This is a genomic window from Variovorax sp. YR266 (genome assembly GCF_900107295.1).
GTDB lineage: Bacteria > Pseudomonadota > Gammaproteobacteria > Burkholderiales > Burkholderiaceae_C > Variovorax.
In genome coordinates this window covers 74,591-89,147 of sequence record NZ_FNPM01000001.1, presented here as the reverse complement: position 1 = coordinate 89,147, position 14,557 = coordinate 74,591, and the positions used below count along the sequence as shown (strand labels likewise).

Below are 14,557 nucleotides of genomic sequence, written 5' to 3'. Positions count from 1 at the left end.
TCACAGCTGCCGTGCCAGGCGTGGGTCCAGCGCATCGCGCAGGCCGTCGCCCAGCAGGTTGATCGCCAGCACCGTCGCCGCCAGCAGCAGCCCCGGGTACAGGATGATGTGGAACGCCACCGTCACGAAGTTGCGCCCCTCGGCCATCATGTTGCCCCAGCTCGGCGTCTGCGAAGGCACGCCCACGCCGAGGAATGAGAGTGCGGCCTCGGTCAGCACGGCGGCCGCCGCCACGAAGGTGGCCTGCACCACCAACGGCGCCACGATGTTCGGCAGCACGTGGCGCACCAGGATCACCGGCAGCCGCGTGCCTACCGCGTGTGCTGCCTCCACGAACAACTGCTCGCGCAGCGTGAGCGCGAGCGATCGCACCAGCCGCACCACGCGCGGAATCTCGGGCACTGTGATGGCGATGATCACCGTCGCGAGGCTGGCGCGCGTCACCGCCATGAGCGCGATGGCCAGCAGGATGCCGGGAATGGCCATGAGCCCGTCCATCACTCGCATGATCGGCCCGTCCGCCCAGCGCACGAAGCCCGACACCAGTCCGAGCGCGATGCCGGAGAAGGTGGCCAGCACCGCGACCGCGGCGCCCACGATCATCGACACGCGCCCGCCCCACACGGCGCGGCTGAATACGTCGCGGCCCAGCGCATCGGTGCCGAACCAGTGCTCGCCGGAGGGCGGCTGCATGCGCGCGAGCGGGTCGATGTCCTGCGGATCGTGCGTGGCGATCCACGGCGCGGCAATGGAGAGAATGGCCACCGCAATCAGCAGCAGCGCACCGATGATCAGCGTCGGGTGCTTGCGCACCCAGCGCCAGCGCGGCGGCACGAAAGGGGCTTCGTCGTCGGCCGCGGCGTCGGGTGTCTGGATGGTGTTCAAGGGAAGGACCGTGGACATTGCGTGGGGTTCTTCTTCATCAGTACTGGATGCGCGGGTCGAACAGGCGGTAGCTCAGGTCGATCAGCAGGTTGATCAGCACATACACCCCCGCCGAGAGCAGCAGCACGCTCTGGATCACCGGGTAGTCGTGCCGCTGCACCGAATCGATCACGAGCCGGCCCACGCCCGGAATGGCGAACACCGTTTCGGTGACGACCACGCCGCCGATCAGCAGCGCGATGCCCGCGCCGACGGTGGTGGCGATGGGGATGGCCGCGTTGCGCAGCGCATGCCCCAGTACCGGCAGCACGCCCAGGCCCTTGGCGCGCGCGGTGCGGATGTAGTCCTCGTGCAGCACTTCGAGCACGGTGGCGCGCGTCATGCGCGTCACCAGAGCGATGTACACCAGCGCCAGGTTCACGCAGGGCAGCACCAGCGACCGCAGCCACTCGCCCGGGCCCTCGGCAAAGTGCACATAGCCCTGCACCGGAAACCACGGCAGCTGGACCGCGAAGCTGTAGACCAGCAGGTAGCCCACCAGGAACACCGGCACCGAGAAGGCCAGCACCGCGAACAGCATCACCAGCCGGTCGATCCAGCTGCCCGCGCGATGCGCTGCGAGCGTGCCCAGCGGCACCGACACCACCAGCGTGATGAGCATGGTCAGCGCGGCGATCGACACCGTCGGCTCCAGCCGCTGCCCCAGCAGCTGCGCCACCGGCATCTGCGTGAAGATCGAGGTGCCGAGGTCGCCGGTGAAGAGCTTGCCGATCCACAGCGCGAACTGCTGCCACAGCGGCAGGTTCAGGCCGAGCGCGGCGCGCAGCTTCTCGATGTCCTCGGTGGTTGCAAGGTCGCCCGCGATGAGCGCGGCCGGGTCGCCGGGCGACAGGTGGATCAGCAGGAACACCACCACGGCCACCACCGCCATGACGGGGAGCGTCGAGAGAAAGCGTCGAACGATGTAGCCCATGGCGATGCCTTGTGCTGGCGCTTCGTCTTACTTGTCGAGTACCCAGACCGTCGGCAGGCCGGCCCAGAGTTTGTCCAGCCCCTTGAGGCTGGCGCGCGCGGCGAACGCGGCCGAATACTGGCCCGCGTTGATGTACGGCACGGCCTCGTAGGCGCGGCGCTGGAAGGCGTCGAGCAGCTCCTTGCGCTTGGCCGGCACGGTCTCTTTCAGCCATGCGGTTCGCAGCTCGTCGAGCGGCTTGTCGCAGGGCCAGCCGGGCAGCGTGTTGCCGCATGCTGCGCCCAGGTAGGCGTTGGCGATTGGCGAGTTGGCGTCGAATTCGCCGGCCACGGTGACGTACATGTTCCAGCCGCCCGCGTCGGCCGCGTCGCGCTTGGCACGGCGCGCGCCGATGGAGGCCCAGTCCATGCTCTGCGCATCGACGTTCAGGCCGATGCTCTTCATGGTCTGCGCGGCCATCAGCGCCTCGGCGTTGAGGTAGGGCACGTCGCTGGGCACCATCAGCACCACCTTCTCGCCCTTGTAGCCGGAGGCTGCGAGCAGCTGCTTGGCCTTGGCCACGTCGGCCTTGCGGTAGGGGTCGGCGCCGGCGGCCGTGTCGTTGGGGCTGCCGCAGATGAAGTAGGTGGCGCAGTAGGCCATGCGCATGTCCAGCGGGAAGCCCATGGCCGCCACGAAGCGTTCCTGGCTCACCGCCTGCAGCAGTGCCTGGCGCACCTTCGGGTTGTCGAAGGGCGGATGCAGCTGGTTCATCACCAGGAAGCCCTGGTAGGTGCCGAAGGCGCCGATCTTCACGCTGGTGTCGGTGCGCAGCGGCGCGATGTAGTCGGGAGGCAGTTGTTCGATGAGGTCGACCTCGCCGCGCTTCAGGGCGGCCACCGCGCTGTTGGCGTCGGGCAGGTAGAGCCATTCGACGCGATCGAAACTGCTCTTCTTGCTGCCCGACAGGCCGCTCGGCGGTTCGCTGCGCGCCACATAGTTGGGGTTGCGCACGAACACCGTCTTGTTGCCCGGCACCCACTCGTCGCGCTTGAAGATGAAGGGGCCGGAGCCCAGCACCTCGGTCAGCGGCGCGGTGGCCGGCATCCTGGCCAGCCGCTCGGGCAGGATCACCGGCGGAAAGCCCGAGGGCTTGGCCAGTGCCTCGAGCACCATGCCGAAGGGCTCGTTGAGCGTGAGCGTGAAGCTGCGCGCATCGGTTGCCTTCCACTCGGCGCCGCTCGCCACCATCGCGCGGCCCAGGCTGTCGCGTGCGGCCCAGCGCTGCAGCGAGGCGATGGCGTCAGCCGAAGTCACGGCGCTGCCGTCGGAGAACTTGAGGCCCGGGCGCAGCGTGAAGCTCCACTGCTTGCCGTCTTTCGAGGTCGTGTACTTGTCGACCATCTGCGGCTGGGGCTTGCCGCTCGCATCCTGCGCGAACAGCGTGTCGTAGACCATGTAGCCGAAGTTGCGCGAGATGTACGCCGTGGTGAAGGTCGGGTCGAGGATCTTCAGGTCGGCGTGCGCCACCACCTTCAGCGTCTTGGGAGGCGGCGTCTGGGCGAACGCCGGGAGAGAAAGCACCAGGGCAGCGAGGGCGGCAAGCGTTCGTCGTTTCATCGTCGGTTCTCCGGTCGGGGGCGAAGGAAAGAAAAAGAGGAGGTCAGGCGGCGACGCCGATCGGCCACTTGGGCAGGCGGGCCTTGCGGTACGGCAGCGTGTTCAGGTCGAGCGTCACGGCGCCCGGTGCGCCCGCGTAGATGACGTGCTTCGCCACCTTGGAGTACGACGCATAGAAGTGCTGCGACGACTTCACGACGATGATCTTCTTCGCGGCGAGGTCGCAGCCCAGCTGGGTGAACAGGTCGGTGCCCATCGCCTGGTTGCGCAGCGTGATCAGCACGATCTCGATGCCGTTCGCCTCGATCAGCGCGCTGTCGCCCATCAGCGTGGGCGTGCCTGCCAGGCCCGTCATCACCAGGTCGTGCTTCAGCGCCTTCACGGTGCAGTCGAGGTCCAGCGGATCGCCAGAGAGCGGGCTGATCTTGCCGCCGATGCGCATCTGCAGCCTGGCGCCCACTCCTGCGTCGAATGCGATGCGCACCGCGATCGGGTCCCACAGCGGGCCCAGCGCCGCGTTGTTGATGCCGCGCTCGACCATGCGGCGCAGGATGAAGGTGGAGTCGCTTGCCGCGCCGCCGCCGGGGTTGTCCGCACCGTCGGACAGCACCACCGGGCCGCCATCGAAGGCCAGTGCTTCGTCGAGCGAGGCATCGATGCTCGGGTAGTTCACCGTGAGGCCGTCGCGCATGGCGATGACTTCGTCGGCGAGCTGGCGCGCAAGAGCGTCGGCCTGGGCCTGGTTGCCGTCTGTGTAGACCAGCACCTTGGTGCCCATCTCGGGCACGTCGCCCCAAGAGAAGCCATGCGTGAGCGAGACCGACAGCACGCCGTTCTTTCCCTCGAGCGACTGCATGCGCTCGACGAAGCCGCGCGCCGGCTGGCGCGAGGTATGGACCGTGACGATCATGTCGCAGTCGACCACCGCGGTCACCGGCTTGACCTTGCCCTCGACCATGGCGGCGCAGATGTCCACCAGCTCCAGCCCGCGCTCGAGCACGTCGGTGTGCGGGTACTCCTTGAACGAGATCATGAGGTCGGAGTTCTGGACCATCGCGGGCGTGAGGTGGTTGTGCGGGTCGAGCTCCGCGCCGATCACCACGCCGGGCCCGACGATCTGCCGCACGCGCACCAGCAGGTCGCCTTCGCAGTCGTCGTAGCCGTCGGCCACCATCGCGCCATGCAGGCCGAGCAGCACCATGTCGACCGGCAGCACCGCGCGCAGGTCGGCCAGCAATTCGTCGCGCAGCGTTTCGTAGGCGTGGCGCGTGGTGGTGCCACTGGGCTGTGCGCCGGCCACCATGCCTTCGAAGAGCGTCCAGCCCTTGTCGGCGCCGCGCATGCGTGCGGCCCACAGCGGGCCCGAGAACAGCGTCATCGCTTCGGGGTGCTTGCCGGCGGGGAAGTAGCCGCGGTCCTTGAAGGAGGCGAGGCCGGTCGGCATCGGGCCGAAGGTGTTGGTTTCGGTGGCGAGGGAGGCACTGAAGACGCGCATGGTGATGTCTCGTGGAGTGGGATGTTTTTCTGTGTGTGTCCGCGCTCAGGCTTTGGCCGTGCGCAGCCGCTGCGGGCCCAGCATCTCGGCCGTGAGCCCGAAGGAGGCGATGCGCTCCGGCAGCGGCAGTCCGCGTGCCAGCGCGGCGCAGGCCTCGCCCATGGCCGCCGAGGTCTGGATGCCGTAGCCGCCTTGCGCCGCCACCCAGAAGAAGCCGGGCACGGCGGGCTCGAAGCCGCCTACGAGGTCGCCGTCGGCCACGAAGGAGCGCAGGCCGGCCCAGGTGCGCGTGGGGCGGCGGATGGCGAGCGTGGTCGCTTCCTCGATGCGGTGCATGGCGATGGCGATGTCCATCTCCTCGGGCTGTACGTCCTGCGGCTCGACCGGGTCGGCATTGGCCGGCGAGCCGAGCAGCATGCCGGCGTCGGGCTTGATGTACCAGCCTTCGTCGGCGCCGAACACCATGGGCCAGTGCGCGACGCTCTGGCCTTCGGGCGGCGCGAAGATGAAGGCCGAGCGCCGGCGCGGCTCGATGCCCAGCGGCGGCACACCGGCCATGCGTGCGACGGTGTCGACCCATGCGCCCGCCGCGTTGAGCACCACGGGCGCCTCGTACACGGCGCCGCCGGCCTCCACGCGCCAGCGCTGGCCCACGCGTTCGATGGTCGTAACGCCGGCATCGCACACCAGCTTGCCGCCGGCGCGCCGCATGCCGCGCAGGTAGCCCTGGTGGATGGCATGCACGTCCATGTCGGACGCGTCGGGTTCGTACACCGCGCCCATCACCTGCTCGGGGCGCAGCGCCGGCACCATCTCGCGGGCCTGCTCGCCGCTCAGGCGCGAGGCGCCGGTGTCCATGGCGCGCAGCACCTCCCAGTGGGCTTCGAGCTCGGCCATGTGATCGGCACTCGCGACCATCATCGCGCCGCGCGGCGTGAGCAGCGGGTGCTCCGAGAAGCCTTCGGGCGGATGTTCGAGGAAGGCGCGGCTCGCCATGGTGAGGGCGCGCACCTGCGGCGTGCCGTAGCTTTCCATGAAGAGGGCGGCGGAGCGGCCGGTGGAGTGGTAGCCCGGCTGCGACTCGCGCTCGAGAAGGATCACGCTGGCATGCGGTGCGAGCCAATGGGCCACCGACGCCCCGGCGATGCCGCCGCCGATCACGAGGAAATCTGCCACGACGGGCGTTGGGGTGCTGGAAGTCATCGGCAAAAAGTGTAGGTAGAAATTTGCGGATACGCAAATTGATTTGGTGGCACCAAGGGGAAACCATGGTGCACCGCTTCGGTGAAATTTGCGTCAACGCAATTTGCGTATACGCAACTTCCGCGCCTGCGTCACGCGGGTTGGCATGGATGGCGCACCGCCCGGCTGGCAGAATCCACTTGCATCACAAGAGAAAGCCAAGCGTGAATCCACACACAGGGACCAGGACGGCAACGAAGCCGAAGGACGAGCCGCCCACGCTGGACCGCACCACTTTCGGTCATCGCCTGCGCAGCGCGCGCAAGCGTTTCGGCTGGACGCTGGCACAGCTGGCCGAGCGCTCGGGCGTGTCGATCACCACCATCTCGCGCGCCGAGCGCGGGCAGCTCGCGTTGGGTTATGAAAACTTCACCGCGCTGGGCCGTGCGCTCGAGATGGACATGAACGCGATGTTCGCGGGCGCCGGCGTCAAGCCCGCGCAGCTCGACGGGCCGGTGGTCACGCGCGCGGGCAAGGGCGTGGTGTACCGGGGGCTGTCGATTGCCTACGAGTTCCTCGGCACCACGGCGGCGGGCAAGCAGATGAGCCCCATCGTGGGCACGGTGCATGCGCGGCGCATCCACGGGCCGGAAGACTTCGTGCGGCACGCGGGCGAAGAGTTCGCCTATGTGCTGTCGGGCGAGATCGAGGTGCACTTCGACAACGGCGAAGTGCTGCACATGGCGCGCGGCGATTCGCTGTACTTCGACAGCCGCCTCGGCCATGCGTACATCAGCGTGAGCCGGCAACTCGCGCGGATCGTGGGCATGACCATCGGCGAGAGCCGGCACATGCAGTCCGCGCGCGAGGGAGAGGCGCGCAAGGCGCCGGTGCCGGCCAAGCCTGCGGCACGCAAGACCGTGAAGGCCAAGGCGCCAGCAAGCAGAAAGGGCGCCTAGCCCCTCAGGAGAAATACGCGGGGTAGTCCGTGCCGTCCAGGCCCGGCACTACCGCCTTCAGCGGGTCGTTGCCATTGCCCTGCAGCTGGTCCGCCGCATAGTCGGTAACGCAACCCGCCAGCAACTGCCGCGGGTCTTCGAGGATCACGCGCATGCGGGTGTTGAGCGCATGCCAGTCCTCCGGTCCGCCTATGGCGGGCATCTCGCTGACTTCGGTGGTGTCGGGCTGCAGCACCGGCCGGCCGCCGCGCCCGGGGGCGAAGCGCGGGTAGCCCTCGTACATCATCGGCCCCAGGTCGCTCATGGCCCGCGTGGCCCACCAGAGCTTGCGCATCGGCGCCTCGTGGGCAGACACGGCCGCCAGGTCGACGGGGTAGGTGAAGGTGGGCGCCGGTGCATGCGGTGCGATGTACACGCGCTCCAGCGGCAGCGCATGGTGCGACGAGGCGAGGATCATCGAGCACACGGCGTTGGTGCTCCAGGTAACGCCCGCGGTGGGGCGGCCCTGCCTGCCCACGATCAGCACCATTGCGTTCGCCCAGTCGATGCGGTGGCGCTCGAACCATGCGATCACGCGGTGCCCGGTGTCGAGGCCGACAAGGAAGAAGGTGGCGATCATCACCTTGTTCATCGGCACGCTCGCGCCGATGGCATCGCCCGTGGCTTCGAGGTAGTGCGTGCGCAGGTCGGCGGCAGTGAGGGTCTCGGGGTGGGCGAGGGCACGCGCGATGTAGCGCTCTGTGACTTCGCAGGCGTAGTGCACCATGTCCGCGATGGCCGTCTCGCGGCCCCGATAGGCGGGCACTGCGATGTCGTCGCGCCAGAGCGCCACGCTGTTGGCTTCGCGCGCGGCCACGGTGGCGGCGAGCAGGCGTTCGGTTTCGCTGCGCCACAGCGTGCCTTCGGGGTCGAGCTCGCGCAGTCGCACCAGCGAGGCCAGCGCGGGGCCGAGGTGCGACACCGCCGCCAGTTCCTTGAAGCCGCGCGTCGTGAGCCGGTAGCCCTCGACCTCGGGTGGCCTGCCCCTGCCGGGAAACAGGATGAAGTCGGCCGCCGTGGCAACGATCAGTGCCGCGTCGGGCGCGGCCTCGGCGGTGGCGTGCGTCATCTTCGCGCCGATGCTGTCGGCGCTCGCGGTGTAGGTCTCGAAGAGGCGCAGGAACTCGGGGCTCTGGAAATTCGGGTTTGCCGTCATGGTGGCTCCTGTCTATGCGCCGAGCCGGTACACCTTGCTCGGCGTGCGAAAGCGGATGTCGGCGCCGAGGCTGTTGGTCACCACCAGGTAGGCGTGGCCGCTGTCCTCGAAGGCGCAGGCATCGGTGGCGCCGGAGGTCGGAAACTCGCGCTGCGGCACCAGCTTGCCGTCGGCGAAGCGGTAGCCGACCGAGGTCAGCGAGGTAACGGGCGCCTCGCGGCTGCCGAGCAGGAAGTTGATCTGCACCAGCTCGCCGCCCTGCGCATCTTCGCGCCAGACGAACTCGCGCCCGCCGGGGCCGCTCAGCGTCTGGTGCGCGACGAAGCCGGTGCCGTTCCAGCGCAGAAGCACGGTGTCGTCGTGCAGGCAGGCGAAGGCCAGCCAGGCTTCGCCCTGTGCCTCGAAGAACTGGAAGGCGCGGCCGGTCTTGCCGTCGAGCAGCTGGAAGTCCTCGAAGCGCGTGCCGCTCCACAGCATGACGCGCGAGCGCGCCACGTGGTCGGCATAGGCCAGGAAGCGCTGCCCGCCGATCTCGAAGAACGCGAAGTTGTAGCCCCAGGTCGAGTCGATGACCTGGAACTCGGCGAAGCACTCGCCGTTCCATTCGTAGATGGCCGACTTCGACGGATTCCGGGCCTCGGTGCCTTCCATCGCCACGCCTTGTGCGAGCGCCAGAAAGTGGCGTTCGCCGATGGTGAAGTGCGTCCATTGCTTGGCCGCGAAAGTGGGCACGCGCTGGAACTCAGCGAATGCGCCGTCCTTCAGTTCGAAGATGACCGAGTCGACATTGAGCTCGTACGGACCGACGCCCGACTTCAGGCTGGCGGTGGCCAGGAAGGCGCGGCCGCCGATCTCGAAGAACTCCGCGTCTTCTCCACCTGGCACGGGCAGTCGCGTGTGCGGCACGAAGGTTTCGTCCTGCCAGCGGTACACCAGCGCATCGATATCGCTGTTGCCCACGGTGATCATCGCGGGCTGCCCCGGCACGTCGACTGCGAGCTGCGGCACGACGAGGTAGCGCGTGCCGCCGTGAATGAAGGTCTCCGCTGCGCGCGCGCCGGAGGTGTCGAGGTCCTGGATGTTTTTCATCGCGGTCGTTCTTTCGTTCGGCATGCGCACCTTACTGCGGAATCGGCGCAAAGCCGAACAGCCGCGCCGGGTTGTCCACCAGGATGCGCTGGCGCGCCGGTGCGTCGGGCGCCCACGGCGCGAGCAGGTTCAGCAGCTCGCCGGTGTCGCGCGCGCCGTCGGGAATGTGCGGCCAGTCGCTGCCCCAGATGGTGCGTTCGGGCAGGGCGTCGACGATGGCGTGCGCCAGCGGGCGCAGCTTCTCGAAGTTGCCGTCCTTGGCCACGCGGTAGGGGCCGGAGAGCTTCATCCAGCCGCTCCCGTCGGCCAGCACCCGCAGCAGGCGGTCGAAGTCCTGCCGCGTGAGGCCGTCGCTCTCGAGCATGTAGCCCATGTGGTCGATGACGAAGTCGGCATCGATGGCGCCCAGGTACGGAATGAGGTCGCGCACCACCCAGCCCGGCGTGTAGAACTGCAGGTGCCAGCCCAGAGCCTTCGTCATGCGCACGCTGCGCTGGATGTACTGCACCAGCTCGGCGGTCGGCAGGCCCGAGCGCAGGAACAGGTCGAGCCGCAGGGCGCGCACGCCGCGGCGGTGCATGTCGTGCAGCGTGTCTTCGGTGACGCTGTCGTCCACCATGGCCACGCCGCGCGCGCGCTCGCCGGCGATGTCCAGGGCGTCGAGCATGCAGCGGTTGTCCGTGCCGTAGAAGCTGGGCTGCACGATCACGTAGCGCGCCAGGCCCAGCGACTCGCACATAGCGTCGAGCTTGGTGAGCGGGCCGTCGGGCAGCGTGTAGTGCGGCTGGTCGACGTGCGGGTAGCGGTCTTCGCTTTCGAACACGTGCACGTGCGAGTCGCAGGCGCCGGCAGGCACGGTGAAGGCGGGGCGCGCCAGCGTTTCGGGCGCGCGCATGGGCGTGGAAGTGAGGATCTGGGAACTCATGATGTCGAAGGAAAAATGATGAAAGGAAAAAATCGATGAAGGCTCATTCGAGCGAGATACCGCCGGCGGCAATCAGCCGGCGGTTGCGCTCGAGTTCGGCGGCGACGGTGCGGCGCATCGTCTCGGCGTCGGGCGTGACCGGCGCGAAGCCCTGCGCTTCGAGTGCCTTGAGCGTCTCGGGCCGGGCCAGCACCTCGCGCAGCGCCGCAGTGGCACGCTGCCGCGCAGCCGCCGGCACGCCTGCCGGCAGCACGATGCCGACCCACGAGCGGTAGGTGTAGTTGCGCAGTGCGTCGATGCCGGTCTCCGCAAAGCTCGGCACCGCGGGCAGCGCAGCCCAGCGGGTCGATGCCGTGGCGGCGAGCGCCCGCGCGCGGCCGTTTGCCACGAAGGGCACGATGGGCGAGGTGACGTAAGCCATCATGTCGACCTCGCCTGCGATCAGCGCATTCATCGCCTGCGCCTCGCCCTTGTAGGGCACGTGCCGCGCCGTGATGCCGAGCGTGTGCAGCAACTCCTCGGTCTGCAGGTGCAGGCTGGTGCCGACGCCGAAGGAGGCATACGTCAGCGCACCGGGGTGCGCCTTCGCATAGGCCACGAGCCCCGGCATGTCGGTCACGGGCATGTCGGTCACGGGCAGGTCGGCGCGCACCGCCAGCACGCCGTCGTTGAAGGCGACGATGCCGAGCGGATCGAAGTCCTTGAGCGGGTCATAGCCCGCCGCCTTGTCGACCACCGGATTGACCGATGCGATGGAAGGCGAGACCGCAATCAGCGTGTGGCCGTCGCGTGCGGCCCGCAGAGCCGCCTGCACGCCGATCTTGCCGGCGGCCCCGCCCTTGTTCTCGACCACCACCGGTTCCCCCAGCACGGAAGACAGGCCCTGCGCCACGATGCGGGCGACGCGGTCGATGGGGCCACCCGGCGGCGTCGGCACGACGAGGGTCGTCGCTCCTTGTGCAACCTGGGCGAGCGCAGGGCCGGGCAAGGCCAGCGTTCCGAGCAGCAGCGCGAGCACGGCGCCTGTGCGGCGCAGGGCTGCTTCAGCGCACGACCGCATCGCCGTTCTCCACACCGACCGAACTCAACGCCTTCGCGACGCGCTCGTGCGCGGCGGCCAGCAGCATGTCGGTGTCGATGCCGGTCATGAGGAAAGGCGCTGCACCACGGTGTACCAGCTCGGCCGAGTAGGCCGCGTCAGCAATGCCGCCGATGGCGAGCGGCTTGCCCACGCGCAGGCAGGCGGCCAGCGCCGTCTCGTGCGCGGCGCGCACCAGCGGGTGCTTGAAGTCACCGGCCACGCCCAGCTCGGCGCTCAGGTCGTTGGTGCCGATGCCCACGATGTCGATGCCCGGCACCGCGGCGATGCGCTCGATGTTCTCGATGCCCAGCGGGCTTTCGATCAGCACCTTCAGCGCGGTGGCCCGGTTCATGGCGACGTTGAAATCCGCCGCGGCCATCTTGCGATAGCCCACGTGCGGCAGCGTGCCGATGGCCGAGCGATGGCCCAGCGGCGGAAAGCGGCAGGCGGCCACGAGGTCTTCGGCCTGTGCCACGGTCTCGATGCGCGGCGCGATGATGCCGCCCGCGCCGCCGTCGAGCAGCCGGCCGATCACGCCGTACTCGCGCTCCGGCACACGCACGAAGGGCATGAGGCCGATGTCCATTGCGGCGGCACAGATCTGCACGGCCGCGTCGATGGCGATGCTGCTGTGCTCCAGGTCCACCCAGATCGCGTGGTGGCCGCTGGCCTTGGCGATGCGTGCGATGTCGGGCGTGCGCGAAGCGCGGATGCCCAGTGCCGCCACCGGCAGGCGCTGGCGCAGGCGGCTCACGACGAGGTTGGTCGATGCGGCGTCGGCGGACGCCGTTGCGCTGTCTTGCACCATGCGGGTTCTTCCTTTGTCTCTGTGGTTGTAAAGGTGTGAAGGGATGCTAGAGAATGGGTGTCATATCCGGAAATACCGGATTCGGATTGCATTCGATACGCTGGAGATATCGTGGAACTTCGACACCTGCGCTACTTCGTTGCCGTGGCGGAAGAACTCAACTTCACCCGCGCCGCGGAACGCCTCTACATGGCACAGCCGCCCCTGAGCACGCAGATTCGCGGGCTCGAAGAAGAGCTGGGGGTGCAGCTTTTCGAGCGCGACAAGCGCCGCGTGTATCTCACGCAGGCCGGGCGGCACTTTCTCGACCGGGCGCGCACCATCCTTGCCTCGGTGCAGAGCGCGAAAGACGAAGTGCAGAGCGCCGCAGCGGGCGAGGTCGGCAAGCTCAACGTGGGCTTCACCGCTTCGTCGATGCTCACGACGGCGCTGCCATCGGGCATTCGCCAGTACCGCGCGAGCTTTCCGGCGGTCGAGCTGCAGTTGCGGGAAATGGCGTCGATGCATCAGCTCGACGCCATCAATGCCCGCGAGCTCGACCTCGGCGTGCTGCGCAAGCCCAACGTGAGCATTCCGGTGGGCGTGACCATCGAGGAGTGGTACTCGGCGCCGCTGGTCGCGGCGATGCCGCAGCAGCACGTGCTCACGCGCGGCAAGGGCATCCACATCCGCGAACTGAAGGACGTGCCGCTGATCGTCTATCCGCGCGACGCGGGCATCGGCCTGTACTGGAAGGTGCAGGAGCTGTGCGCCAAGGCGGGCTTCCGCCCGGCGGTGATGCACGAGACGCGGGAGGCCTCGACCATGGTCGGGCTGGTGGCGGCGGGCTTCGGCGTGGCCATCGTGCCGGCCGACACGCAGTGCATCCAGCTCGAAGGGGTGCTGTACAGCCGCATCCTCGACAAGGACGCGGTGTCGAGCCTGTATCTGGGCTACCGCGATGCAGACGCCAATCCGCACCTGGAGAGCCTGTTGCGGCTGTTGCGCGGCACGCAGGTCGCGTCGAGCCGCAAGCGCTGAGGACGATCTGTCAGCCGCGCGGCTTGCGGTACGCGATCCAGCCCAGGGCCGCCGCCGCGATGAAGGCCGGGATCGCGGCGAGCAAGAACAGCTGCCCCCACGGCAACTTCGCACCCACCAGAAGGCCGCCGACCAGCGGCCCCACGATGGAGCCGATGCGGCCGACGGACATCGACAGCCCCACCCCGGTCGCGCGCACGCTCGCCGGGTAGTAGTGCACGCATAGCGCGGGGATGTTCATCTGCCCGCCGATCACCAGCAGGCCGATGGCGAACACCAGGCAGAAGGAGGCGACCTCGCTGCCGACGATGTGAAAGCCGAAGAAAGGCACGAGCGCTGCACCCAGCGCCAGGCACAGCGCCACCGGTCCAAAGGGGCTGCGCCGTGCCACCACGAAGGACATGGCGAAAGCCCCGGCCACGCCGCCCACGTTGAGCATCACGCCGGCGAGCGCGGAGCGCTGCGGGCTCATGCCGTTCATGGCGAGCACGCTGGGCGTCCAGCTCAGCAGGAAGTAGCTGACCAGCAGGATCATGAAGGCAGCGGTGGCGATCAGCACCGTGCCCGGGCCGCGCCCATCTGCGACAAGTTCGGCCAAAGGACGCCGGGCATGAGCGGGGCCTGTGTCAGCCGCCGTCGCAGCCGTGCGCCCCGACTCGGATATTGCGAACACCAGCGGCAGCAGCGCCAGCGCCAGCGTGCCGCCGCCGATGAAGATGCCGCGCCAGCCCACCGACTGCATCAGCGCCGCCGTGATGGCGCCACCGGCCACGGCCCCGATGGGAAAGCCCAGGAACATGCGCGAGACCGTCGCGCTGCGTTGGTCCGGATGCGCATGCTCGGCCGCCAGCGCCGAGATGGTGGGAATCGCGCCGCCGAGGCCGATTCCCGAGAGAAAGCGCCACAGCATCAGCTGCTCCGGGCTGGCCGATGTCGCACTCAGCAGGATGAAGCCGCCTGCCACCAGGATCGAAGCAAGCAGCAGCCGGCGCCTGCCGAAGCGGTCGGCCGCCGCACCCACGGTGAGTGCGCCCACCACAGCGCCCGCGAAGCTCACGGCGAACACCTTGCCGAAGGCGCCGGGCGGCATGCCCCATTCCCTGGAGATGAGCGGTGCGACGAAGGACAGCATCAGCGTGTCGTAGCCGTCGATCAATGCGATCAGGAAGCAGACGACGATCGAGAAGCGGCTGGCGTAGGGGAGGGCGCGTGGCGGGCGGCTGGCCCCGGCGAGTGGAAGCGATGACATGTTTTTGTCTCCTGATGGATGCAGCTGCTCTTTGGCGCTGATGCGGCCGATGCTAGGAGCCGCCATGCATATCCACAAATACATTTTCCGGAATGCA

At 68.5% G+C, this 14,557-nt stretch carries 13 protein-coding genes; 2 read left to right on the top strand and 11 right to left on the bottom strand.

Annotated features, from left to right (window positions below; all coding sequences use genetic code 11):
• The 5 genes from BLW48_RS00425 to BLW48_RS00405 are packed head-to-tail and all read right to left on the bottom strand — an operon-like array spanning nucleotide 1 to nucleotide 6,155.
• Nucleotides 1-903, bottom strand: a complete 903-nt coding sequence (locus BLW48_RS00425; RefSeq protein ID WP_093171989.1) for an ABC transporter permease — start codon at nucleotides 901-903, stop codon at nucleotides 1-3.
• A 19-nt stretch (nucleotides 904-922) separates the two neighbouring features.
• Complete coding sequence (locus BLW48_RS00420) at nucleotides 923-1,858, bottom strand: ABC transporter permease (RefSeq protein WP_093171987.1); 936 nt, start codon at nucleotides 1,856-1,858, stop codon at nucleotides 923-925.
• 27 nt (nucleotides 1,859-1,885) lie between these two features.
• On the bottom strand, nucleotides 1,886-3,457 hold the full coding sequence (locus BLW48_RS00415) for an ABC transporter substrate-binding protein (RefSeq protein ID WP_093171985.1): 1,572 nt from the start codon (nucleotides 3,455-3,457) through the stop codon (nucleotides 1,886-1,888).
• A gap of 43 nt (nucleotides 3,458-3,500) precedes the next feature.
• Nucleotides 3,501-4,952 carry a M81 family metallopeptidase gene (locus BLW48_RS00410; RefSeq protein WP_093171983.1) on the bottom strand — a complete coding sequence of 484 codons (1,452 nt, stop codon included), beginning with the start codon at nucleotides 4,950-4,952 and terminating at the stop codon, nucleotides 3,501-3,503.
• 45 nt (nucleotides 4,953-4,997) lie between these two features.
• The gene (locus BLW48_RS00405; protein WP_093171981.1) at nucleotides 4,998-6,155 is read right to left on the bottom strand and encodes an NAD(P)/FAD-dependent oxidoreductase; all 1,158 of its coding nucleotides are present in this window, start codon (nucleotides 6,153-6,155) and stop codon (nucleotides 4,998-5,000) included.
• Between the two features lie 203 nt (nucleotides 6,156-6,358).
• Between BLW48_RS00405 and BLW48_RS00400 the strand changes: the two genes are divergently transcribed.
• On the top strand, nucleotides 6,359-7,093 hold the full coding sequence (locus tag BLW48_RS00400; protein WP_093075381.1) for a helix-turn-helix domain-containing protein: 735 nt from the start codon (nucleotides 6,359-6,361) through the stop codon (nucleotides 7,091-7,093).
• 4 nt (nucleotides 7,094-7,097) lie between these two features.
• Here BLW48_RS00400 and BLW48_RS00395 read toward each other — a convergent pair whose 3' ends face one another.
• From BLW48_RS00395 to BLW48_RS00375, 5 genes are read right to left on the bottom strand one after another with little or no spacing between them, the layout of a single operon-like run.
• Nucleotides 7,098-8,288 (bottom strand): DUF5624 domain-containing protein, encoded by a 1,191-nt coding sequence (locus tag BLW48_RS00395; RefSeq protein WP_093171979.1) that lies wholly within the window; start codon nucleotides 8,286-8,288, stop codon nucleotides 7,098-7,100.
• A gap of 12 nt (nucleotides 8,289-8,300) precedes the next feature.
• Entirely contained in the window at nucleotides 8,301-9,377 is a 1,077-nt protein-coding gene (locus BLW48_RS00390) for a hypothetical protein (RefSeq protein ID WP_177142247.1), read from the bottom strand.
• Between the two features lie 31 nt (nucleotides 9,378-9,408).
• Nucleotides 9,409-10,302: an amidohydrolase family protein gene (locus tag BLW48_RS00385; protein ID WP_093171975.1), complete on the bottom strand. Its 894-nt coding sequence runs from the start codon at nucleotides 10,300-10,302 to the stop codon at nucleotides 9,409-9,411.
• Between the two features lie 43 nt (nucleotides 10,303-10,345).
• On the bottom strand, nucleotides 10,346-11,362 hold the full coding sequence (locus tag BLW48_RS00380) for a Bug family tripartite tricarboxylate transporter substrate binding protein (RefSeq protein WP_093171973.1): 1,017 nt from the start codon (nucleotides 11,360-11,362) through the stop codon (nucleotides 10,346-10,348).
• On the bottom strand, nucleotides 11,346-12,191 hold the full coding sequence (locus tag BLW48_RS00375; protein WP_093171971.1) for an HpcH/HpaI aldolase family protein: 846 nt from the start codon (nucleotides 12,189-12,191) through the stop codon (nucleotides 11,346-11,348). The genes BLW48_RS00380 and BLW48_RS00375 overlap by 17 nt, the downstream gene beginning before the upstream one ends.
• 111 nt (nucleotides 12,192-12,302) lie before the next feature.
• On the opposite strand from BLW48_RS00375, the gene BLW48_RS00370 reads away from it, so the two are divergent.
• Entirely contained in the window at nucleotides 12,303-13,211 is a 909-nt protein-coding gene (locus BLW48_RS00370) for a LysR substrate-binding domain-containing protein (protein WP_218137485.1), read from the top strand.
• 10 nt (nucleotides 13,212-13,221) lie between these two features.
• Here BLW48_RS00370 and BLW48_RS00365 read toward each other — a convergent pair whose 3' ends face one another.
• On the bottom strand, nucleotides 13,222-14,460 hold the full coding sequence (locus tag BLW48_RS00365) for an MFS transporter (RefSeq protein WP_177142246.1): 1,239 nt from the start codon (nucleotides 14,458-14,460) through the stop codon (nucleotides 13,222-13,224).
• Between the last annotated feature and the right edge of the window lie 97 nt (nucleotides 14,461-14,557).

What these genes read in the sequence shown, in the direction of transcription:
- BLW48_RS00425 (WP_093171989.1), bottom strand. Translation starts at nt 903, where the DNA reads ATGTCCACGGTCCTTCCCTTGAACACCATCCAGACACCCGACGCCGCG.
- BLW48_RS00420 (WP_093171987.1), bottom strand. Translation starts at nt 1,858, where the DNA reads ATGGGCTACATCGTTCGACGCTTTCTCTCGACGCTCCCCGTCATGGCG.
- BLW48_RS00415 (WP_093171985.1), bottom strand. Translation starts at nt 3,457, where the DNA reads ATGAAACGACGAACGCTTGCCGCCCTCGCTGCCCTGGTGCTTTCTCTC.
- BLW48_RS00410 (WP_093171983.1), bottom strand. Translation starts at nt 4,952, where the DNA reads ATGCGCGTCTTCAGTGCCTCCCTCGCCACCGAAACCAACACCTTCGGC.
- BLW48_RS00405 (WP_093171981.1), bottom strand. Translation starts at nt 6,155, where the DNA reads ATGACTTCCAGCACCCCAACGCCCGTCGTGGCAGATTTCCTCGTGATC.
- BLW48_RS00395 (WP_093171979.1), bottom strand. Translation starts at nt 8,288, where the DNA reads ATGACGGCAAACCCGAATTTCCAGAGCCCCGAGTTCCTGCGCCTCTTC.
- BLW48_RS00390 (WP_177142247.1), bottom strand. Translation starts at nt 9,377, where the DNA reads ATGAAAAACATCCAGGACCTCGACACCTCCGGCGCGCGCGCAGCGGAG.
- BLW48_RS00385 (WP_093171975.1), bottom strand. Translation starts at nt 10,302, where the DNA reads ATGAGTTCCCAGATCCTCACTTCCACGCCCATGCGCGCGCCCGAAACG.
- BLW48_RS00380 (WP_093171973.1), bottom strand. Translation starts at nt 11,362, where the DNA reads ATGCGGTCGTGCGCTGAAGCAGCCCTGCGCCGCACAGGCGCCGTGCTC.
- BLW48_RS00375 (WP_093171971.1), bottom strand. Translation starts at nt 12,191, where the DNA reads ATGGTGCAAGACAGCGCAACGGCGTCCGCCGACGCCGCATCGACCAAC.
- BLW48_RS00365 (WP_177142246.1), bottom strand. Translation starts at nt 14,460, where the DNA reads ATGTCATCGCTTCCACTCGCCGGGGCCAGCCGCCCGCCACGCGCCCTC.